The organism is Sulfitobacter sp. SK012, assembly GCF_003352085.1.
Taxonomy (GTDB): Bacteria; Pseudomonadota; Alphaproteobacteria; order Rhodobacterales; family Rhodobacteraceae; genus Sulfitobacter.
Genome location: NZ_CP025804.1, coordinates 726,720 through 748,007, shown reverse-complemented (window position 1 = coordinate 748,007; position 21,288 = coordinate 726,720). Strand labels below are relative to the sequence as shown.

The 21,288-nt window shown below is 55.7% G+C and carries 15 protein-coding genes and 1 pseudogene; 4 read left to right on the top strand and 12 right to left on the bottom strand.

Translation table 11 applies throughout. The annotated features are described in order from the left end of the window. Positions 1 to 10 precede the first annotated feature (10 nt). Entirely contained in the window at positions 11 to 1,171 is a 1,161-nt protein-coding gene (locus C1J03_RS03740; RefSeq protein ID WP_114883801.1) for an IS30 family transposase, read from the top strand. Positions 1,172 to 1,722: 551 nt separating this feature from the next. Here the strand turns inward: C1J03_RS03740 and C1J03_RS03730 are convergent. Then, positions 1,723 to 2,751 (bottom strand): IS110 family transposase, encoded by a 1,029-nt coding sequence (locus C1J03_RS03730; RefSeq protein ID WP_114883818.1) that lies wholly within the window; start codon positions 2,749 to 2,751, stop codon positions 1,723 to 1,725. Positions 2,752 to 2,955: 204 nt separating this feature from the next. Here C1J03_RS03730 and C1J03_RS03725 point away from each other — a divergent pair. After that, positions 2,956 to 3,977, top strand: a pseudogene (locus C1J03_RS03725) (IS110 family transposase). 624 nt (positions 3,978 to 4,601) lie between these two features. Here C1J03_RS03725 and C1J03_RS03715 read toward each other — a convergent pair. The 11 genes from C1J03_RS03715 to C1J03_RS03670 all read right to left on the bottom strand — a co-directional run bounded on the left by C1J03_RS03715 (position 4,602) and on the right by C1J03_RS03670 (position 18,384). Continuing rightward, positions 4,602 to 6,131, bottom strand: a complete 1,530-nt coding sequence (locus C1J03_RS03715; RefSeq protein WP_216825897.1) for a DUF1254 domain-containing protein — start codon at positions 6,129 to 6,131, stop codon at positions 4,602 to 4,604. A 14-nt stretch (positions 6,132 to 6,145) separates the two neighbouring features. Continuing rightward, positions 6,146 to 6,955, bottom strand: a complete 810-nt coding sequence (locus C1J03_RS03710; RefSeq protein WP_254694166.1) for a hypothetical protein — start codon at positions 6,953 to 6,955, stop codon at positions 6,146 to 6,148. 213 nt (positions 6,956 to 7,168) lie between these two features. Further along, the gene (locus C1J03_RS03705) at positions 7,169 to 8,674 is read right to left on the bottom strand and encodes an arylsulfatase (RefSeq protein ID WP_216825896.1); all 1,506 of its coding nucleotides are present in this window, start codon (positions 8,672 to 8,674) and stop codon (positions 7,169 to 7,171) included. 69 nt (positions 8,675 to 8,743) lie between these two features. Beyond that, positions 8,744 to 9,166 (bottom strand): hypothetical protein, encoded by a 423-nt coding sequence (locus tag C1J03_RS03700; protein ID WP_114883814.1) that lies wholly within the window; start codon positions 9,164 to 9,166, stop codon positions 8,744 to 8,746. 146 nt (positions 9,167 to 9,312) lie between these two features. Continuing rightward, positions 9,313 to 10,824 (bottom strand): DUF1254 domain-containing protein, encoded by a 1,512-nt coding sequence (locus C1J03_RS03695; RefSeq protein WP_216825895.1) that lies wholly within the window; start codon positions 10,822 to 10,824, stop codon positions 9,313 to 9,315. 128 nt (positions 10,825 to 10,952) lie between these two features. Further along, the gene (locus C1J03_RS03690) at positions 10,953 to 11,903 is read right to left on the bottom strand and encodes a SphA family protein (RefSeq protein ID WP_114883812.1); all 951 of its coding nucleotides are present in this window, start codon (positions 11,901 to 11,903) and stop codon (positions 10,953 to 10,955) included. Positions 11,904 to 11,922: 19 nt separating this feature from the next. After that, positions 11,923 to 12,075 carry a hypothetical protein gene (locus tag C1J03_RS25225; RefSeq protein ID WP_162798437.1) on the bottom strand — a complete coding sequence of 51 codons (153 nt, stop codon included), beginning with the start codon at positions 12,073 to 12,075 and terminating at the stop codon, positions 11,923 to 11,925. 59 nt (positions 12,076 to 12,134) lie between these two features. Beyond that, positions 12,135 to 13,673 carry a DUF1254 domain-containing protein gene (locus C1J03_RS03685; RefSeq protein WP_216825894.1) on the bottom strand — a complete coding sequence of 513 codons (1,539 nt, stop codon included), beginning with the start codon at positions 13,671 to 13,673 and terminating at the stop codon, positions 12,135 to 12,137. A gap of 342 nt (positions 13,674 to 14,015) precedes the next feature. Continuing rightward, a complete protein-coding gene (locus tag C1J03_RS03680; protein ID WP_216825893.1) occupies positions 14,016 to 15,518 on the bottom strand; it encodes a DUF1214 domain-containing protein in 1,503 nt (500 codons plus the stop codon). 144 nt (positions 15,519 to 15,662) lie between these two features. Further along, complete coding sequence (locus tag C1J03_RS03675; protein WP_216825892.1) at positions 15,663 to 17,099, bottom strand: DUF1254 domain-containing protein; 1,437 nt, start codon at positions 17,097 to 17,099, stop codon at positions 15,663 to 15,665. 280 nt (positions 17,100 to 17,379) lie between these two features. Further along, positions 17,380 to 18,384 (bottom strand): helix-turn-helix domain-containing protein, encoded by a 1,005-nt coding sequence (locus C1J03_RS03670; RefSeq protein WP_114883807.1) that lies wholly within the window; start codon positions 18,382 to 18,384, stop codon positions 17,380 to 17,382. A gap of 195 nt (positions 18,385 to 18,579) precedes the next feature. Between C1J03_RS03670 and C1J03_RS03665 the strand changes: the two genes are divergently transcribed. After that, a complete protein-coding gene (locus C1J03_RS03665; protein ID WP_114883805.1) occupies positions 18,580 to 18,945 on the top strand; it encodes a helix-turn-helix transcriptional regulator in 366 nt (121 codons plus the stop codon). A 272-nt stretch (positions 18,946 to 19,217) separates the two neighbouring features. After that, positions 19,218 to 21,173 carry a mechanosensitive ion channel family protein gene (locus C1J03_RS03660; RefSeq protein WP_114883803.1) on the top strand — a complete coding sequence of 652 codons (1,956 nt, stop codon included), beginning with the start codon at positions 19,218 to 19,220 and terminating at the stop codon, positions 21,171 to 21,173. Positions 21,174 to 21,288: the final 115 nt, after the last annotated feature.

Genomic DNA, 21,288 nt, shown 5'->3' with positions numbered 1-21,288 from the left:
AGTGTTTTGAATGAAGTATCGTCGCAGGATTTACTATTCAGCTGAGCAGCGTGCCGAGATCTGGGATCGATGGCAACGTGGGGAGTCGATGAGTTCGATTGGGCGGGTCTTTGATCGCCAATCGTCGTCGGTATTTTCGGTCATCTCACCTACGGGCGGGATACGGCCGCCGGATCGCAGGCGTGGCAGTTCTGCATTGAGCCTCTCTGAGCGCGAAGAGATATCCCGCGGGCTGAGTACCAAGCAATCCTTGCGTGCGATTGCACGCCAGTTGCGACGTGCGCCCTCAACGATCAGCCGGGAGGTGCGGCGCAATGGCGGATCAGTCGGCTATCGTGCGTCTAGTTCAGATCAGGCTGCTTGGAACCGGGCTCTGCGTCCAAAGATATGCAAGCTGGCTTGTCACCCGACATTGGCCCGCGCAGTATCAGCAAAGCTACGGCGCAAGTGGTCTCCCGAGCAGGTTGCGGGTTGGCTCAAACGGGCGTTCCCGGAGGAGGCGCACAAACAGGTGTCACACGAGACTATCTATCGAAGCCTTTATATACAGGCACGTGGCGTTCTCAAAAAGGAGCTGCTGGCGCACTTGCGCGCAAAACGCACAGTCAGGCGTTCCCAGCATGCCAGCCTAAAGCGCAACGGTAATGGCCAGATTAAAGATGCTGTGTCCATCAGCGAAAGGCCTGCATCCGTCGAGGATCGCGCTGTTCCGGGTCACTGGGAAGGCGACCTGATTGGCGGATCGAAGAACAGCTATATCGCGACCCTGGTCGAGCGGCATTCACGATACGTGATGTTGGTGAAAGTCGCGAACAAGGACACTGAAAGCGTCGTCACTGCGCTGATCAAGTCGGCTCAGAAGCTGCCGCGAGAACTTTACAAATCCTTGACGTGGGATCGTGGCAAAGAGCTAGCAGATCATCCGCGCTTCACACTGGCCACGGATGTCGATGTCTACTTCTGCGACCCGCAGTCACCTTGGCAACGTGGATCAAACGAGAACACCAACCGGCTTTTGAGGCAGTATTTGCCAAGAGGAACCGACTTATCCGTTCATTCTCAGGCAAAGCTCAGCGCAATTGCAAGGCAACTTAACGAACGTCCTCGCAAGACCTTGCAATATCAAACCCCAGCAGAGAAGTTCGCTGAGTGTGTTGCATCGACCGGTTGAGGTCGCCGGACTTTCCCGACATTCGTTTTTCCCACTTCGCTCACGCAGCATTCTCTCGCGCGCGCAGCATCAAAATTCTCTCGCACGCGCAGCATCAAAATTTTGGCGGCGCAGCATCAAAATTTTGGCGGCGCAGCGATTTTCACCAAACCAGCCATTGGATCGGGCAAAAACGGGTGGACTCCAAACTGACCTTTCGCTGCGACTTGCCGGAACTGGAAGTGAGCGGATGGGGTCGTCTAATCGCATAGTGTTTTGCAAGCACTTTTTCCCATAACCCAGCAATCGCGGTACCTTTTCGGGCTCCTACGTAGATTGGCAAAGCTGGTCTTGCACTTTGCTCCTGAGGGTCGAGATCTCGTATGCCGGGTGCAGGGTCGTCTTCGCGGTCGACATATAGCCGCCGCATGATGGGTTTAGCAGGTGGAGCTTTCAATGTGGATGACGCACTCAACAGTGAATGCCGGTGCAGCCCATCAAACGGAATTACTCAACCCACGTCCCGGCAGGGACGTCTCGCCGCGCTCAGGATGTCGAGCGCAAGAGGGTGTTTAGAGGCTTAATGGTTGAGCAATCGGATTGAACGCTGATCCGGTTTTCAGCATCGCATGCATTGTGACTGCCAATTTGCGTGCCAATGCGACTGCTGCGCGTTTCGTGCCAACACGTTCCTTAAGCTTGAGCGCCCATGTTCGCAGATCACTTTGCATCTTTGACCGGGTTAGGATGACGAGTGCGGCCTCGTAAAGGAGCCCTCTGAGATGTCGATCTCCGCGGCGAGATACCCTGCCGCTGTAATCAACCTCCCCAGATTGGTATCGTCGGCTGGTCAGTCCGAGCCAGGCCCCGACAGCGCGTGAGTTTTTGAAGTTACCCGGATCTTCAATAGCTGTCGCATAGGACGTGGCTGTAATTGCACCCACTCCAGGGATGGTCATGAGAAGTCGACAGGCGTGGCTTTTGCGCGCCACCGCGAGCAGCAGTTTTGTAAGATCCGCTGCGCGCATCCGCATGTCGTGCCAAGCATTCAACAGTGGCAATAGAATGTTGGAGAGCTCGGTCTGATCCACCAGAAGTCTACGAACATTTGCGTCAAAGCTGCGTCCTTTGCCCGAAGGCACAATCAATCCGAACGTCTTCATGAGCCCACGGATTTGGTTTGACAATTCGACTGTGATCCTGACCAGTCGAGTTCGCGCAGCTATCAGTGAACGAGCAAGCATACTGTCATAACCTTTCACGCGAACCTCTCGATAAAAACCGACCTCAGCTAACTGAGCCAGACCATCTGCATCATTTGCATCCGTTTTGTTCGCCGCCATGTCGAGCGCCGCCTTAGCGTGGCGTGCATCGATACAAATAGCAGGCAGTCCCTCTTCCTTCAAAGCATGATAAAACCACACTGACAGCGGACCAGTTTCGAAAATCACCCGCACGACGCCGGGTGCGCGCTTTCTAACAATTTGCGCAATTCGCGCTGGATCTGAATTGCATTTCCCTCGCCAAACGCGCGCACCTGCGCGCCGAATGGAAATCGCAGTCTCTTTCATTGATACGTCGAGTCCGATATAATCGGCCATGGCTGTTCTCCAATGATGCTTGGGCCAGACACCTCGTCATGAGCCCGTATTTTCATCTTATCGGGGAACAACCACCATCAACTTCTTTTGAAGTTTCATGGCGACTCATCCCGCGATTACACCATGTGGATGGCGTCTGCAGCCAACGGTCGCGCTTTGCGGCATACTGTAGAAGTCATCTTCTGTCAGGAAAGGAACCCCACCATGGAAGTTACAACAGTAGGACTGGATCTTGGTAAGGACGTTTTCCAAGCTCACGGTATCACCTCGGACGGTACAGTCGTCTTCAATCGAACAATTCGGCGTAGACAGTTGCTCAAGTTCTTCGAGAAGTTGCCGTGTTGCCTTGTCGGGATCGAAGCCTGCGGGTCGGCTCATCACTGGGCGCGTGAGCTGACCGCAATTGGTCATGATGTACGGCTCATGCCTGCGGCCTACGTCAAGCCGTATGTCAAACGCGCCAAGACCGATGCTGTTGATGCAGAGGCGATTTGCGAGGCCGTCACGCGACCCACGATGCGATTTGTCGCTGTAAAATCGAAGGAACAACAAGCACTGTTGACCATCCATCGGGTGCGTCAGCTTATCGTCCGCCAAAAGACCCAGATGTTGAACGTGATCCGCGGTCTTCTTCGTGAATTTGGCCATGTGGTTGGAAACGGACCAGTCGCCGCAATGCGTTTCATCAAGACGTTCCAGACGGATGATAGTTTGGACATGCCTGATGTGGCGAAGAGCATGCTCAAAACACTCTGTGAACAGGTTATTGCTCTCGATGAGCGGGTGACTTTCTATGACAAGCTGATTGAGTATCACGCTCGGATCGACGAGCGCGCCAAACGGATCAGGACAGTGCCAGGCGTCGGCCCATCACGGCCTCAGCCATTGTGGCCACTATCGGTGATGGCAAGCAGTTCAAGAACGGACGCGAGTTTGCTGCCTGGTTGGGGCTTACGCCGTTGAACAGGTCGAGTGGCGGAAAAGAGCGGTTAGGCAGGATCAGCAAGAAGGGTGATCGATACCTCCGACGATTACTTGTGATTGGCATGACCTCTCAGGTGCAGCGTGCCCGTGGGTATCCGGAGCGGGTGCATCCATGGATCATGCAACTTCTTGAGCGCAAACCTGTTCGCCTCGCAACTATTGCGATGGCAAATAAAGCGGCGCGGATCATCTGGGCGATACTCACCAAAGAAACGTACTACCACCGCCAAACAGCGGCATAGAAGGAGTTAACTAAACCCGAATTGCAAGACGAATGTCATGATGGCACGTGTGGTCATCCGAAAACCTGAAATCCCGTGCTTTGTCCTGAACTCACAGGTTCGCGTTGCCGATTGGGAGCAGGTTTGCGGAACCCATCAAGGCCAGCGGCAAACATCGACGCCGCGATCAAAGGCCGGACACAGGACCGTACTGACCAACCGCGTAATCAACACATTTTATCCTTGCAATGCAGACGCCATCCACACAGGATAAACCAGCCTGATGCGACTGCAGCGCAGATCGTGGCGTCGACACACGATACAGACACACAGGTTCTGCGGCAGCGCAGCGCGAATTCCCCATACCAGCCATTCAAAGCATGCCAAATCTCCAAAATCCAATCCGACTGGTCGCCGTGCCCATACGAGACGGCGGGCTTTGAGACAGGCGATGCGCCAGAATGTCCGCCTGTGGTGGCATACAGGCAGTAGTTCCAGATACGGGCAGCCAAGGAATTGGTACTGTCGCCAGACGGACCGCCTATCGTTTTGATGATGAGTGCTTGTGCCTTAATACGGTAGCAGGCTGGTGCGCAACGCTGCACGCACCTCGCGTGTCTTTAGCTACAACCAATGGAGCGGAGATCACTCAATTAACTCGAAGTCGTTCAGAACCCACGTTTTTTCAATGTAGCCTTCAAGCGGGCCGTAGAAGCGGAAAACTGTGAAGAACCCCTTGGATGGGTCGGTCTTGATCCAGTTCGCCTCGAATCCCTCAGGTGCCGATTGACCGAAATACAGATCCACCGAGCCGTCCGCGTTGACCACCGGGTCTGTCGGGCTGCCAACCGTGATTTGGCCGTCCGATGCCAACAGTCCGCGGGTGGCCGGATCATAGGCCGTTACGGCCCAGAACCGTTTGACCGGCGTATTTGCCGGGACGTTCAGCCGGTAGGACTTGCTCCCATCAAGAAACCCCCCATTCGCATCCCTGAAGGACGTGAGATAGGCCGTCCCCACACCCGGGGTGGTCGACAGCAGGTTGGGCGACACCACAATCGCCTGGTAGTGCCACAGCGTGCGGGCATCGATGTCATTGGCGCCGCTGTCCCGGGTGAACTCGGTATTGCGAACGAACATCTTTTCCCACTGCCGCTCCGGCCAATAGCGGATATCAGTCTCGCGCGATGCGTAGACGATGGCTCGCGACATAGCCGTGCCCTGCTTGGCCCCCTGATCGAGAATTGCGGCCATGCGCGCATCCGGGGCGAAGGGTTTTCCCTTTTCGATGCCCAGAGTGGCCAGACGACCGAGTTGCTCGGGGTCAAACAGTTCGGACGGCTCGTGCTGAATGATCTCGTTCAGCATCTCGAAGACCGTTCCGTCCTCTGGAGGAAGCGGGTTCATGCCCACCTCGCTTGTGTTGACGTAAAGCGCCTCGCGCGGGCCGGTCTCAAGCGGGTAGACCTTGAAATTCTGCTCGAACCACTCCACCGCCTTGTCGCCGGTTCCAACATCGACGAAAGCGCGCATCATGGTCCAGATCCGGTGGCCGGGCGAGCGCAGCACAAAATATCCGTCGGGAACGGCGCCGTCATAACCAGGGGGCAGGAAAAGGTATTTCCCGCCTTCCCCCTTGTCCGGGCCAGTGGCGCCAAAATCGGTCAGGTACTTGAACACCGCGTCATTGGCGGTTCCGTACATCCCCGCCGGTATCTCGACAACGGTGGGCCCGTCGACGCCCAGGTCCAGCGAGGCGAAGGCGTAGATGGTCGAGTTGTTCCCGGTCAGATATGGCTGATTGGAGTTCATGTAATTCGCCATCACACCAATGTCTGACGAAGTTTCGAACTGAAGATCACGGGCCTGGGATTTCACAATGCTGTAAAGCGACAGCGCTGGCAAAAAGTCCATATAAGCTTGCGTGGCGCGTTGCAGATCCAGCTCATCATACAACGCCTGCGCGGACTCTTCGGTCGGGAATCCACCGCCAACGAATTCCATTTTACCGAAGTCGGTATCTATGCTCATCGGCGCGGATCGGAAATCGCTGCTGGTTTGTGGCGCACCGGGGTTGGTGAACAAATCGCCAACAGGCTGGGCCTCCTGAGCCAAGGCGCTGGTGGCCATGCAAGTCGAAACAAGAAGGGCGGCTGTCAAAGTTCCATGCATCATTTTCTCCATTTATACTATTTGGCAAACTGAAAGTTGACGCCAGCAAATACGCCCCATTCCATCTGTCCATCTCCATCGGACGCCACTGAATATTGCGGCTCGACAAAGTAGTTGATGACGACATTTGGTTTCGTGACCACACGCCCTGCACCAAATCCGATAGGGATGTTGTAGTTGTCAGTCTCAAAGTCGTAGGTCCAGATCGCTGTTGATCTCAGGTACCAGCCATTGCCCACTTGCTTGATTAACAAAGGTTGAAATGCGCCTGAATTAACATCAGCGCGGTCGCTGTCGCCCGCGAAACTGGCCTGCCACGTCAACAGATACCCCCACTGAAATCCAGGTGTGGCCGTATTGAACAACACGTTGGCCAGACCTGCCGACCATTTCCCGGACCCCGTCGCATCCTCGGTTGCGGTCGGAGCCGTGATTTGTGGCCCGATACCAAAGCTAAGGTTGGGGTTACCGGTATCCATCAGATAAGCCGCGAAGACGTTGAAGTCTCCAAGTCCGTTGGTTTTTCCACCATTGAAAGGATCGGGAAAATCGTTGATGGGCAAAGTAGCACGTACCAGCCAATCTCCTCCAAAGGCAGAAACAGGTAGAGCGCCTCGCAGAAAGAACGAATTGGCAGTTGAATCTGTTCCAGTCAGAGAGCCGTTGTACTGGTTTTGCAAATTGAACGTCTTGAACGCCGCGAGAGGATTGTTGGCCTGCGCCAGAGATGCAGCGTCTGTCCCCTGCGCCGCGCTGACAAGTGGAATGAATGCCGCAGTCGTGGCACCAAGAATGATGGCCGCGGATATTTGCTTCAAGAACGTCATTTTCGTCTCCTTCGCTCAATCACTGTTAAGGGCTCAAGACAGTGCCCGGGATCTATCCCTGACATCTGAACGATTCTGAAGCATCCGTTTGGTCCGATCACGCCATTCAAGAAGAATCCGGTGCCCACCCGCGAGGCTGAGGCAGCGTTTGCAAAGCTGAACGCGTCCTGCTTCGCGGGTGAATGCAATCGATCGCAACATGCGATAGGATGCTTAGTTCGCCGGCGGCACATACGGATCAGGCGTGCCCGGCTGGATTACTGGTTCTTTGGCCAACGACTCCTGATGCTCTACCAGAATCGGCCCAGGCCCCCAACGTACCCATAAATTATCTAATAATGATGGGTCCAAGTTCATTGGATATTCTTCTTTGGGGTCATCATAAAGGTTGAAAAAGCGAACAAACGGAAACTCGTTCAGTATCCCATTACCCAGCCCTCCTTCAAGCTCCTTGAACATCATCTTATAGTTTTGCCACTTCACGCCGAAAATATCGTCACCGACATAGATCACAAAGCCGTCTCGACCGGACTCTTCTTTTTCTCCGAGGAAGAAATCCGTCATATCCATACTGTCGATGACACGATCTGTCGGCACCTCACCACCGGCAATATTTGCCAATGTAGCGTACAGATCAAACTGGTGCACGATCTCGTTGGAGACCTTGCCTGCCGGAACTTTGCCAGGCCAGCGCACAATAAACGGCACCCGTAAGGACCCTTCCTTAGCCGTGAAATAGGAACCACTCCATGGGCCGTTCCATCCCTGGAAAGTGGGGGTCATTTCGCCGCCGTTATCCGAGCTAAAAATAAAGACGGTGTTATCGGCAATACCCAACTCATCCACCTTATCCAGCAATTCACCGGTATAGGCATCGATCTGCATTAAAATATCACCCCAGTGGCCATTGCCACTCTTGCCTTTAAACTCAGCACTCGGTGTAACCGGCGCATGCGTCTGGGTGTAGGGCAGATACAGGAAGAACGGTTTGCCGGCTTCGGCCTGGCGTGTCATGTAATCTTTGGCAAGGTCGGTGACTTCGCGGTCGATCTCTGGCCTTACCGACGAGTCGAAGACCTTCACCTCTTCTGTCGGTGAGCCTTTTATGCCCGATAAAACATGCGTTTCCTTGATCATCGGAGTTTTGCCGGTCTCTCTCGCTATTTTCGCCCACTTCAGGAACATCTCATTCGTCGGCCAATTGCTCTCGTCGGTCGAATTGGGGATGCCATACCACTCATCGAAACCCTGATTGGTGGGATAGCGACCCTCTGCTTGGCCGAGGTTCCACTTGCCGAAATGGGCGGTGGCATAGCCCACATCGCTCAGCATCTCAGCCATGGTGTATTCCCACTGGGTCAAACCATAATTCACGGTTTGGAGCGGTACCGTACCGTTCCCCGTACGTACGGCATAACGGCCTGTCAGTAGCGCTGCACGGCTGGGCGTGCATTGCGCCTCGACATTGAAATTCAGAAGCCGCATCCCTTCAGTGGCCAGCTCGTCAATGCGCGGCGTGGCGCCGCCCCGGACAATACCCCCGCCGTAGACGCCAAGCTCGCCGTAGCCGAAGTTATCCATATTGATCAGAACGATGTTGGGTTTTTCCTGCTGTGCAAACGCACTCGAGGCTGCGGCGATGACGCAAGCCGAGGCCATCAGCCTCAGTCCCGTTCGCAAGCCAAAACGTCCAATCGCGTCACTTGTGGTGTCTGTCATGTGAGTTCTCCTTGTTCACATCGAGAGGAAAAAAGTGCCGGGACTGGGGCCCCAGCAATCGGCAACCCCTTATCCGCCCTTCAGATCTTCCGCATGCGCACGGGCTCCGACGGCTTCGATCGCAATGGCCTGCGCCTCATTGGCGACCAACTGGGCATAGGCGACCGCGGCAGCGGCATCCGCCTCTGCGTTTTCTGCGTTCCTCTCGGCCTTCGCCAGATCGTGTTCCGCTTTCCAAGCGTCCCATTTCGCTTTCTGCTCGGCCTTGTGGTTTTCGTAGTTCGACTGGATGCCGGACCACCACGCATTCATGCTGCTGTCGACCTCGGCAAAGGCGGTGTTCCAGTCCTGCTCGGCCTTTGCGTATTCCGCGCTCCACTTTTCTTTGAGCGCGTCGCGTTTGGCCTGTTCCTCCCGCGTATATTCATCAACGCGTGTTTCAACATTTTTCGCCTTCTCGGCGAGTGCGGCAAGCCCTTCAGAGAGTTTCATTTCTTTTCTCCTTTTAGAAATTGAATGATGGTCGAATCATCCCATTCGCCGGGGGTTGGTTTTGGTCCGACTGCGCCAAACGCACAGGTTTTAGGTCCGCGGGACTGGACCGCCAGCACAGCGCTGGCGGTCTCAACCCTGTGGCCTTATTCGCTGACCACTTCGACATCGCTAGGCTGCCATTCGCCATCGTACCAAGCCTGTTCGGGGCCATAGATGCGCCACAGCATGTTCCAACCTTTGCCGGGAATAGTCTGAATCCAGTTGTCCGCACCGTCCGGGCGTTCTGGTCCGAAGTAGACATCCCAAGATCCATCGTCGTTCTGCACGACAGCCTTATCGATGCTGGTGACAGCTGGGTAAGGGCTGTCGACCTGAAGCATGGACCGGGTCATGTTGTCGTAGACTGTGATGTCCCAGAACCGGCGGGCCGGAACATTTGGCGGCACATGCACGCGATACGTTTTTGCGCCGTCAAGTGGCGCGCCTTCGGCATCGCGCAGACCGATCACATATTGCGACCCAGCGCCGATCGGAGGTTTCACCATTGCTGGCGTGATGCCTGTCGCGTAAAAGTGGAACCGCACGCGCGAGTTGATCAGGCGGATGCCGTCATCAAGAAACTCGTGGCTGCCGCCGGCAAAGCCCCTTTCCCAGCTTTTGCTGTCCGGCCAGATGATGCGGTTTTCATCGCGATTGGCCCAGATGATCGAGCGCTGCGCGGCGGTGCCGACCGCCGCCGCCTCAGCCAGAATTTCCTGCATCCGCTCATCCGGTGCAAAAGGCTTGCCCTTTTCGATGCCGATGGACCGCATCAAGCCGAGGACTTCTTCGCTCCACGCAGAATTCGGCTCCTCCTGAACAATTTCGTTCACTTCCTCAAAGAACGTTGCGTCCTGCGCGTGCAGTGTGTTGACTTCTGTCATCGCCATATCGACCCAGTTCACTTCCTCGGGGTCTTCTCCCATCGGGTATAGGCGAAAATGGGATTTCATGTTGTCGACAACCGGATCAGCCTCGAAATCGGTCATAAAGCCGCGCATTGCGAGCCAATGACCGTAGGTCTCGGAATGGCGCACGATATAGCCTTCGGGCAGCTCGCCCTCATATCCCGGTGGCACCAGAAGGTATTTGCCGCCCTTGCCTTTGTCGGGTCCGGCGTTGCCAAAATCGGTCAGGTAATGGAACCAGGCGTTGTCGATGATGCCCAGAACATCCGGCGGCGTTTCCATGATCATCGGCCCGTCTTTCAGGTCGATCCACATGAAGGTGTAAATCACGGTCGTGTTGCCGGTCAGCAAGAGACCCTTTGAATCAAGGCGACCATGCCAATACATCATGGTTTCATTGTCAGGACCAAATTGGCGAAGGCCCTTACGGAATCCGGCCAACGACGCCGCTGGTGTGGTCATGATCATCGTCTCGACCGCGCGGCTGAAGTCCAGGTGATCCCATAGCGCTTGTGACGTGGCCGGGGTTGGAACACCGTCCACAAATTCCAGCGTCCCGATCCGCGTTTCCGTGCGATCCGGTGTAACGACGTTTGCGGGGATATCGGTTGTGTTCTGGTACGTGGGGCTCTCGGCCAGTGCCGGGGTGAATGCGAAAGCAAGAGCGCTTGCGCCGCACATCAGGGTCTTGATGGATTGATGTCTCATGGTGATCTCCTCAGTTGTGAAAGCCGACACCCCTGCGATCAGGCAGGGATCGATTCTTTCTTCAGACTAGGTTTTCCCTCCAAGCCGTTTTGGTCCGATCACGCCACCTGAACACTTAATCGTGCCTTTCAAAGCGGAAAGCTGAGCGTGAACATCACGCCGCCGCCCTCGACCCGGTTCTTGACATTGAATTCCTTGTAGCCCCGCAGGTTGGCAAATATCTCCTTGCCGCCTGCTTCAAAGATCCCGCCGATTTGCGGGCCGATCCCAAAGGTGCGGCCCTTGAAATCACCAAGGATGGCAGGCTGTCCGCTATCAGCCGTAAGCTGCTGATAGGCAAATCCGACAAGCCCCACATACATCTGCTCGGTGATAAACTTGGACGCGCCCAGATCGATGTGAAAATCGATACCGTTCTGGTAGTCCGTGTCGCTGTTCTTGAAGTTGTATGTCAGACCAGCCGTGGCCGAGAACTCCCACCCGGTTTCGGGGTTGAGAAAGGTATATGCACCGCCGATATCGATTGCCGCGTGCCCCAGTCCAAGATTCGATAGACGGTTCGGATCATAACTGCCTACCGGAATGCTGCCGGCGACATAGGCCATATAGTTATGCACGCCACGGTTCCAGAACAGTTGAGCAGTGGGATACAGATCGCTCATGCCTGTCACTTCATCCGACGCGGCCGCACTGACTCCGCCAACTGAAATATCCGCTGATACCTTGCTGCGGGCAGGAATGAACGCCAGCGAAAAACTGGGACGCCCGCCAAGAATTGTGGCGTCTGGTGTATAAGCCGGAACGATAAACTGACCGAAATAGTCAGCATCGACGCCGAGTTTCAGGTCGTTGCCAAAGCTCAGAGGTTCACTGGCACTCGCATTTGCCGAATACCAATAAGAGACCATCGCCAGAGACGCACCCGGCTCCGGAGCAACGGCGGCAAAGCTGCCGTATTGTCCGGGCAGCCAGAAACTGGTGCCGCCCTCGTCGGCCTTCGTGGATGATCCGCTTGTTGCATAAAGAAGCAAGGCAGCTGCCAGGATGGTCCATCGTGGAAAGCGAATGTCAGGGTTCATATGAAATATTTTTTCCTCCTCAAAGCCGGGCCGTGATTACGGTGGAACATCGCAAGAAGAGCCCAATGTTGCGGATCTCGCCGCTGGCGGTTGCCCGGCGGACCAGATCAATCAGGCAATATCCATCCACGCTCGCAGGCTGCGCGGTTTTGCCGAATTCAATTTCAGTCATGACGTCTATTCACCAGTTTGCTTTGGGGCCGGTCCTGCGACCGGCCCCAAAGTCACACCTCATTCCACCAGTTCAATCTCACCGGGTCTCCAGCTTTGATCGATCCAGGCCTGTTCCGGCCCGTAGATGCGCAGAGCGGCCCACCAGCTTTTGCCCGGAATGGTCTGCAACCAGTTGCCTTCCTGCCCCTTGGGGGCTTCGGGCGCGAAGTAGATGTCGTAGGATCCGTCGGCGTTGGTCTTGATGCCGTCGGTCTGGCTGCCCAGTGTCGGGAATTGCTGATCAGTCTGAAGCTGCGACCGGGTCTGCGTGTCGTACATCGTCAGCGCCCAGAAATCCTTGGCCGGAACGTCCTTGGGCATCGTCAGCTTGTAAGTTTTGGCTCCGTCCAATACCTGCTTTTTCGCATCCACCGCGATCATGGCGTAGTCTGATCCCTGGCCCGCAACTGTGACAGCCATGGCAGGCGAGACAACGATATAGCCAAAGTGGAACAACGCACGCGCCTCAAGGTTGTATGCCCCATCCTTCAGGAAGGCCGTGTCCTTGTTTGCAAAAGCCGTGATCCAAGCGCTGTCCTCGCCGTAGGTCATATTGCCGGGATCGCGCGGGAAATAGCTGATTGCACGGGCGGCGGTATTGCCGATGGCAGCCGCGTCGGTCAGGATTTTCTTCATCCGATCGTCCGGCGCAAAGGGCTGGCCTTTGACGATCCCAATCGCCGCCATCATACCTTTGGCTTCCGGCCCAAGAAACTCATCAGGCTCCCCCTGAATCAGATCATGAAGTTTCTCGAAAAAGCTGTAATCGTTGGGCACGATCACATTCATGACCTTGCCCGAAAGATTGATGAATTCTGTCTTCGGCGGACTGTCCTTGGCCGAAAGCGGATAGACTTTCAAAGCGTCGCGGATGTTCTTTGAAGCTGCGGCAATTGCTTTATCCAACGGCATTTTCTTGTCCAGATACCCACGGCTAAAGACCCAGACGCCGTTGGTCTCGGTCTGCACCACAAAATATCCGTCCGGTACGTCACCTGTGTAGCCCGGCGGCAATACCAGGTACTTGCCACCTTCACCTTTGTCCGGACCAGCAACGCCGAGATCGGTCATATAGCGGAAGGCCATGTCATCAAGAACGCCCAGCATTCCCTTTGGCAATTCGATCACGGTCGGCCCATCCTTGTCGAGCGCGAGGAACCCGACCGCGTACATGGTAGAGGTATTGCCCGTCAGCAGGATCGTCTTGGAATCCATCAGGTTATCCCAGATACCGATCTTGTGGCTCGCATCAAGGCCCATGCTCGCCTGACCTTCGCGCAGCATGTAAGCAGACATCATCGGGATTGAGTTGATGAAGACGTTGACGGCACGGGACCGGTCCAGAAAGTCATAACTCGCCGCAACACTGGCACCGTCTGGCACACCATCAAAGAACTTCATCGTTCCGATTGACGTATCAACACTGTCCGGCGTCGTGATCGACGATGGGATATTGGTAGTCATCTTCATTTGCGGGGCGTCGGCAAGTGCCGAAACGCTACTCAGCGCAAGCAGACTTGCGCTCAGCAACATGGATGTCCGTCTGAATGTTCGCATTACAATCTCCGATTTATTTTTGGGTCCGAACGAATCAAGCGACCGTTGGATGTGACCGTAGAATTGCCGATTCTGTTCGGTTTGTTTGGTCCGATCGCGCCACCAGACTGATCATGCGTGATAATGAAGCGGCGCAGTTTCAGGCGATGGTCGCAGGTTGAAAATCGACGGTGGGCCGTGTTGCGAAAAGGATGCCGCACAAGAGAAAACGGGCCGGGAAGACCCCGGCCCGCTGACACTGATCTCGTGGTTAATCCTATTCGACCAACACCACGTCATTGGGCACCCGGATCTTATCGCTGAAGACCTTGAGGGGACCGTAGAAGCGCGGCGAAACCAACGTCATTCGACCTTCTTGATCGGCGTCATCGGGAAGGTCTGGTCGAAATATTCCTGTTCGGGGCCATAGAGCCGCAGATAGACAAAGAAAGACTGACCCTCATTGGTCTGTACCCAGTTGATTTCCTTACCGTCCGGCGCTTGGGGGCCGAAATACAGATCAACCGACCCATCGTCGTTTGTGATAAGCCCCTCTGAACGCGAAGACCGGTCCGATCGTTTCTGTTCGTTGCGGATAATCAGACGGTTCTCCATGTCATAGACCGTGACCGACCAGAAATTGGCCGCCGGCGGATTCGGCCCGACCGTCAGCATGTAGTTCTCGCCACCCATCAGCGCGTTGCCGTCCGCATCGTAGTAGCCTCCCAGATAGGCCGAGCCCACGCCGGGTGTGCGTGACACCATGCCTGCCGACGTTGTCGTCGCCTCAAACCCGTAGGAGGCCCGCTCGTTGAACATCGAATAGGTCGGCAGATCGATGGCGGGGTTCATGCCGGCCATGGCGTCCTCGAACCCGGAGTTGTCGCCGTAGAGCGACGTCGGGAACATCTCGCGCGTCTTGTTGAACGAGATCGCCTGGGACATCGCCATGCCAACGTCGAGACCGGCCTGAAGGATCTCCTTCTGCGCATCCGTCGGGTTGAACGGCTTGCCTTTTTCGATGCCAAGGTCTTTTAGCCACGCATAAAAGAACCGATCACGGTCAGCCATCGGTTCACGCTGAACATAGGTGTTCACCAACTCCCAGAACTGTATATCGCGCGGCTGGGTATTAAGCGCGATCGCGTCGTCCGGTTTGGGTTCGTATTTGACAAACTTCGTATCCGGCGGATTGTCGGCGTCCGACAATTTATAGGCCTTCACTGAGGTCCTGAGGGCCTTGGCTTCGTCACCAGTCCCCAGAGCACGGTAGAAGTAGACCACCCGGAACGTATCGGACTGAATAATCGTGCCATCGAAGTCAATCTGAGCATTCTGTCCCGGCCCGACGAGCAACAGTTTTCCGGGTGTTCCGTCGATCTCGTGAATGGGCTGCATCCACGCGTTGTCCACCACGCCGAAGATCGCGCCGGGGGGCAGATCGACCACAATTGGTCCGGTTTGCGACAAATCCGAGAACCCGATGGTGTAAGGTGTTGTAACGTTGGCTGTCATGAAAGGATAAACGCCGTCATATCCGTCATAGAGGCCAAAGAAGATATCCTCGTCAGAGATATCCATGCCTTGAGAGGTTTTCAGGTTGGCATGAAGCGCCGGGTAGAGCTGCTCGAAATTCATCATCGGCATCGCCCAGGTGACAAGCTGGGTGGCGCGCTGTTCCAGAATCCGGCGATGCAGGAAAGCGGCGGTGTCCTTGGTGATCGTCTGTCCCTGGAACTGGAGTTCGCCCGCGTAGGTCATAGCGGTGGACATGCCGTCCTGCGCCAACACCGGTTGGGTGCCGGCCAGAGACATCAGCGCGAATGCGCCCGCGACGGTTGAGTTGAGTAACAGAGGTTTTCTCATTGTCTTCTCCTTGAAGGTTGATGCAGGACGACGCGTGATCTCGTCGTATTCTGCAAACATGGTATGTCGTTGCCGGGGCGCGTTTTGGTCCGATCGCGCCAAAAGAAAGGGCCGGAACATGTGCTCCGGCCCCGGTTCATTCGGTCACTCGACCAGTTCGATCTCGCCCGGCACCCAGGTCTTGTTCAGCCAAGGCTCAAGCGGGCCGTACATGCGCAGGATGATGAACCAGCTCTTTTCAGGAATGGTCTGGATCCAGTTGTTCTCCTGACCCTCGGGGGCCTCGGGAGCAAAGTAGATGTCCCAGGATCCGTCAGCGTTCTGCTGCATGTTCTCGTTGTAGCTGTCGAGCGCCGGGAACGTCTGATCGGTTTGCAGCATGGACCGAGTCTGCGGATCATAGACTGTCACTGACCAGAAATCCTTGACCGGAACATTCGGCGGCAGGGTCAGTTTGTAGGTCTTGCCACCGTCGAGGATCTCTCCCCCTTTCGCCATTCCGGCGATGCCGTAGTCCGACCCCTTTCCGGGTGCGGTGACGGCCATCGCGGGTGTCACGACCACAGCGTTGTAGTGCATCCACAGCCGGGAATCGTACCGGCGTGCGCCATCGACCAGGAAGGTCGAGTCCTTGTTGGCAAAGGCCATAACCCATTCGCTGTCTGGCCCATAGATCCGTTGGTCGCTGTCTTTCGGGACGACCGTGTTGGCACGGGCATAAGCGTTGCCGATAGCAATCGCGTCGGTCAGGATCGCCTTCATGCGCGCGTCGGGTGCAAAGGGCTCGCCCTTGGCGATCCCAAGTGCCGCCAGCAGCCCACGCGTTTCCGGATCATGTGCCCCGATGGGTTCTTCCTGAACAAGCTGGTTCAACATCTCCCAGTAGCTGTAGTCGTTTGGTAGAACGGCATTGTAGTCTCCGCGCCCCGACATGCCGATAAACTCCGGCTCCGGCGGGTTATCCGCCATCGACAGTGGATAGGTTTTCAGATTGTCCCTCACGCCCTGGGCCGCCTTGTCGACACCGTCGCTGATATAGGCGCGCATGAAGATCCAGTTGCCATAGGTTGCGGGGCGGACCACGAAATAGCCGTCGGGCACCTCGCCGTCATACCCGGGCGGCAGGATAAGGTATTTCCCACCCTTACCCTGATCGGGGCCGGCGATGCCAAGGTCGGTGACATAGCGGAACCACATGTCATCGACGACGCCCAGCATGCCCGGCGGCAGTTCGATCACTGTCGGCCCGTCATTGGCGAGATCAGTGTAGGTCCAGGTGTAAATCGTCGAGCTGTTGCCGGTCAGGAACAGCGACTTTGAGTCCGCCAGCTTGTCCCAGATCAGGATCTGATTGACCTTGGTGGCACCAATGTCGCGCTGGCCCTGTCGCATGGCGAACTGCGACACCCCGGGAACGGTCGAGACATAGGCCTGCACGGCGCGCGCACGATCCATGTAGTCATAGACCGTGTCGATCGTTTCTTCGGTCGGCACGCCGTCGAAAAAGTTGAGAGTCCCGATCGAGGTGTCCACGACATCCGGTGTCGTGATCTCCGGCGGAATATCCGTGGTCATTTTCATTTTGGGTGCTTCGGCCATCGCAGTTGTGGCCGCTAGGCAAACCCCCATTGCCGTTGTCAGAATTAGTCGCATATCGTGTCTCCCTTGAGATGATAAAAATGAGAAAGTTTCCCGACCCATACGAGGCTTCTGAGCCGGGAACTCTTGTCACACACCAATTAAAAACCGGCGCACAAATTCGTTTTGGCAGCAGCATCTTCAAAAATGCTCCGCGTTAGATTGCTAACTGCTGATAAGATTACATGCGATTCGACCGCGGTTTTGGTCCGATCGCGCCAAATCAGGCGACTTGTTCCCGCCCGATCAGCTCACGGCGATATTTGCCGGGGCTGATCCCGGCGATGCGACGAAAACTGCGTCCGAAATTGGACTGGTTTTCATAGCCAAGCGTCATCGCCACGTCGATCAACGGAGCATCTGATTCCGCCAACATCTCGGCCGCCATTTCGAAACGTGTGGTTTCGATCAGGTCCGAAAAGCTGGTTCCCGCTAGCTGGAGTTTGCGTTGCAGCGATCTTGGACTCACGTCCAGCATTTCGGCGAACGTGGATATTGGGTGGAGGCCGCCACGAAGGTAAGGGCGGATCAGACGTTTCATATTTTCTATCCCGTCCGGTTTCTCGGGGATGTTTGGCTCTGGCACGTGTGCCGCCCCGCAGGTCAGTTGGCTGGCCGCAAGAACCGCAGTTGGCACGACGATCGACGTGTGGGCCGAACGCGAGAGGAAACGTGTATTCGGATTCGCTTCGCGCGCGTCATCGCAGACGCTGAAATCAGACTTGAACCTTATCTCGTCAGGAGACCACATGTCGCCAGTGACACTGCGAATCGCATCAATTAAAACAGTGACTTGCGTCCATTCCGAGATAGGATCGTCCGGCCTATCAAGCGACATGGAGTCACAATAAATTTCGGCACTGCCATTGAATCCGGCAACGCCAACACGGACATTGGAATCTTCGAGCCTGATCAGGTTACTCAGGCAGTCGAGACGTGCCTTGACGGTGGGCAAGGGTCGCAATGCCGCCAGCAGTTCCGCACTGAAGTCCGACGCCGAAAACTTCTGAACCCAAAGCCAACCCAGATCGTCGATACCTTCACGGAACGCGCTTGTGTCGAGGAAATCCATGGCAAGGGTACTACAGATCAGATCGTCTGGCGTTTCCTCGACCATTGCCGGCAAGTGCGCCTTTTCCAACTCCCGGGTGACCGGGGCGCCAATGTCGCGCAGGACGTCAAGAAACGGTATGAGATACGCCGCTCGGCATGTTGCAATCTTGTCCATCTTTCCCCCCACCGGCTACTCCATTGCGGAGTGAGCCGGGTTATTCCTCAGAAACCGTTAGCGACCGAACGAGGGCCGTTTTGGTCATTTCGCGCCAAACTCAATTTTGGTTGATGTGGCGCACGCAGACCAAAACAAGCCCACAGGACGCTCTATGTTGGAGTGGTAATCTAACACTGTGGAGAGGCTACCGCTTTGATCCAGCGCAATCCAGCCAAAGTCGTCGAGATGGTCGAACAGGCCGTACGACATGCGCCAAAAAATGCGGATCCACGCATTGCAGAGGTTGCAGGTGCTGTGGGCTTGAGCGCTCGGTCTCTCCAGCGTCACCTTGCCCAACAGGGGACGTCGTTTTCCAAACTAATCGAACGTACCCGACGCCAGCATGCGCTGGAACTGCTGGTCCAAGACGACCTGAACATTTCAGAGATCGCACAGGCCCTCGGATACACAGACCCAAGCAATTTCTGTCGCGCATTCCATAAATGGACAGGCCAATCGCCCAAACGGTGTCAGAGCAAGTTGCTGGAGCAGGCCATGCCTGAGAGACCCAAAAGCTGACCCTGCTTTAGCAGAGCGATCGGCGTCTGGCCGCATAACGGTACACAATCCGCTGGTCTGCCAATTGCGAAGACTCCACTGAACGAAGTAGCGCGCTGAAAAGGTTTGCACAAAAATCACGAATTTTGGCGCGACATGACCAAAACCAGAGAAGGACTTCCTTCCTATCATAATCTGAGCGGTCGACTCCGCCGCTTGGGGACTTGGACACCAATCACCTTCAAAGCGATCGATGGACCAAGCAATGAGCCAGATGGCCTGAGGGATAAGACATGGCAATTTCAAGATTTCTGCTGGTGGTTTTTGTCGCGCTGTCCTGCACATCTCAGGTCACAGCACAGGAGGCGAACCAGGGAACCATAGCCAACGAGCTTGAGTCGATGCTGGAGAAGATCGACACCCCCAAAATCACGCCAATACGCACAGAAAGCCCGCGCAGTACTTTGCAGTCACTATACAACTTGCGCGACAACCTCGAAAACTCGTTGGGCGCATATTGGCAGCAACAGAACACCTCGAACGAGATACAGATTGTATTTGTGATCGGGCAAATCAGGGCCCTGATTGATCTGTCTCAAGTGCCACCGGCCACTCGCCGCGAGACCGGAACACAAACGGGTTTGTATCTTCTGGAAATCCTTGGGCGGGTCAAACCCATTGACGCCTCGGCCCTTCCCGGGCCTGACGACCTTGATGCGCAATCCACCACCGCATTTCGTCTGCCCGGCACACCCCTGCGCATCATTGAAATAGTCGAAGGTAACCGCGCCGGGGAGTACCTGTTTTCTGCGGACACGGTCCACAGCGCGCCTCGGTTTTTTGCTGGCTTGAAAACGCTTCCGCTTCGATCATCTCTGCCCATAACATCATGGGATGATACGAGCCGCCAGCTTTCCGGTCCATGGATCCCGACCGCCGGAATCGCGAAACTGCCAAATTTCATGAAGCGCTCTATTCTCGACACTCCGATCTGGAAGATCCTTTTAGTCATCTTGTTGTCTTTTGCGTCAGGCGTTGTCCTGCGCGTCTGGCATCGATTGTTGGTTGAATGGCTGACAGACGACCCGGTCAAAATTGTCCGTCTCAGGATCCTGAGCCCTATTGGCATAATGATTGGACTGCTCTGGCTTCAACACGTGTTTTCGTTTCAGGTCAACACCACCGGACGCTTCTTCGATCTGACTGAAACCTGCCTTCTTGTGGTGTTCTACATCGCTGCCACAGGGGGCTTCTGGACCATGTCCAGAGCCTTCTTCGAAACCGTCATAGTGGACCCGAGGCGCACCAATCGAAGCCTCGATGACAGTTTTATCCGGTTGGTGGGGCAGATCATCGGCTTTATCGGCGGCGTCCTGATCCTGGGGTACGGGGCTCATGAATTGGGCGTGCCCGTTCTCAGCATGATTGCAGGTTTCGGGATCGGCGGCATTGCCGTGGCACTCGCAGTCAGGCCGACGCTGGAGAACCTGATCGGTGGGTTCATCCTGTTCATTGATAAACCGGTCCGGGTTGGCGACTACTGCACCTTCGGCGATCAGAGCGGAACCGTCGAAAACATTGGCGTGCGCTCGACCCAGCTCCGTGCGATCGATCGCACACAGATTTCCATTCCAAATGCGCAATTTGCCGACATGCAGATCGTCAACTGGGCCAAATGCGACACGATGTTGATCAACGAAACTCTGGGCCTGCGCTTCGAGACGGATGCAGAGCAAATGCGGTATGTTCTCGCAAAAATCCGCGAGATGCTGCACTCACATCCACGGATAGAGGCCGAAACGATCCGCGTTCGGTTCATTGGGTTTGGTGAATCGTCCAAAAACGTTAATTTACGCATCTATGCCAAGACAAGGGAGTGGAACGATTTCTACTCTATCAGAGAGGACGTTCTCTTGCGGATTGATGATATCGTGGAAGCGTCTGGCACAGGCTTCGCGTTCCCGTCCCAGACGCTCTACTGGAGCCCTGATCCCGGCCTGGATAGCGAACGCACGGAACAAGCGCATCAGGAAGTCGCGACCTGGCGCAGGCGGAGGGAACTTCCGTTTCCACGCTTTTCCAGCACAGCGCTTGAAAGCCTTTCGGGCAAATTGAAATACCCGCCACCAGGTTCACCGGATTATTTCGCGACCGATGAGGAACTCGCCGAGGGCGGCGAGACGCTTTCGGCGGATGAGCCGCAAGACCCGGTTTCGGAAAGTAATCCGGACGAGAAATCCGGTGATTGAAACTGCGGATACGACGGCCCCGGGAAACGCGCCGGTATTGTAAGGACATAGGGGTCATGAAACTCGCTGCGGTCGAAACCAATGACCGCTTTCTTGGCTGCGGCTCAGAGCGCCT

Coding starts and splice junctions, on each gene's coding strand:
- C1J03_RS03740 (WP_114883801.1), top strand. CDS start 11: ATGAAGTATCGTCGCAGGATTTACTATTCAGCTGAGCAGCGTGCCGAG.
- C1J03_RS03730 (WP_114883818.1), bottom strand. CDS start 2,751: ATGGCCGATTATATCGGACTCGACGTATCAATGAAAGAGACTGCGATT.
- C1J03_RS03715 (WP_216825897.1), bottom strand. CDS start 6,131: ATGATGCATGGAACTTTGACAGCCGCCCTTCTTGTTTCGACTTGCATG.
- C1J03_RS03710 (WP_254694166.1), bottom strand. CDS start 6,955: ATGACGTTCTTGAAGCAAATATCCGCGGCCATCATTCTTGGTGCCACG.
- C1J03_RS03705 (WP_216825896.1), bottom strand. CDS start 8,674: ATGACAGACACCACAAGTGACGCGATTGGACGTTTTGGCTTGCGAACG.
- C1J03_RS03700 (WP_114883814.1), bottom strand. CDS start 9,166: ATGAAACTCTCTGAAGGGCTTGCCGCACTCGCCGAGAAGGCGAAAAAT.
- C1J03_RS03695 (WP_216825895.1), bottom strand. CDS start 10,824: ATGAGACATCAATCCATCAAGACCCTGATGTGCGGCGCAAGCGCTCTT.
- C1J03_RS03690 (WP_114883812.1), bottom strand. CDS start 11,903: ATGAACCCTGACATTCGCTTTCCACGATGGACCATCCTGGCAGCTGCC.
- C1J03_RS25225 (WP_162798437.1), bottom strand. CDS start 12,075: ATGACTGAAATTGAATTCGGCAAAACCGCGCAGCCTGCGAGCGTGGAT.
- C1J03_RS03685 (WP_216825894.1), bottom strand. CDS start 13,673: ATGCGAACATTCAGACGGACATCCATGTTGCTGAGCGCAAGTCTGCTT.
- C1J03_RS03680 (WP_216825893.1), bottom strand. CDS start 15,518: ATGAGAAAACCTCTGTTACTCAACTCAACCGTCGCGGGCGCATTCGCG.
- C1J03_RS03675 (WP_216825892.1), bottom strand. CDS start 17,099: ATGAAAATGACCACGGATATTCCGCCGGAGATCACGACACCGGATGTC.
- C1J03_RS03670 (WP_114883807.1), bottom strand. CDS start 18,384: ATGGACAAGATTGCAACATGCCGAGCGGCGTATCTCATACCGTTTCTT.
- C1J03_RS03660 (WP_114883803.1), top strand. CDS start 19,218: ATGGCAATTTCAAGATTTCTGCTGGTGGTTTTTGTCGCGCTGTCCTGC.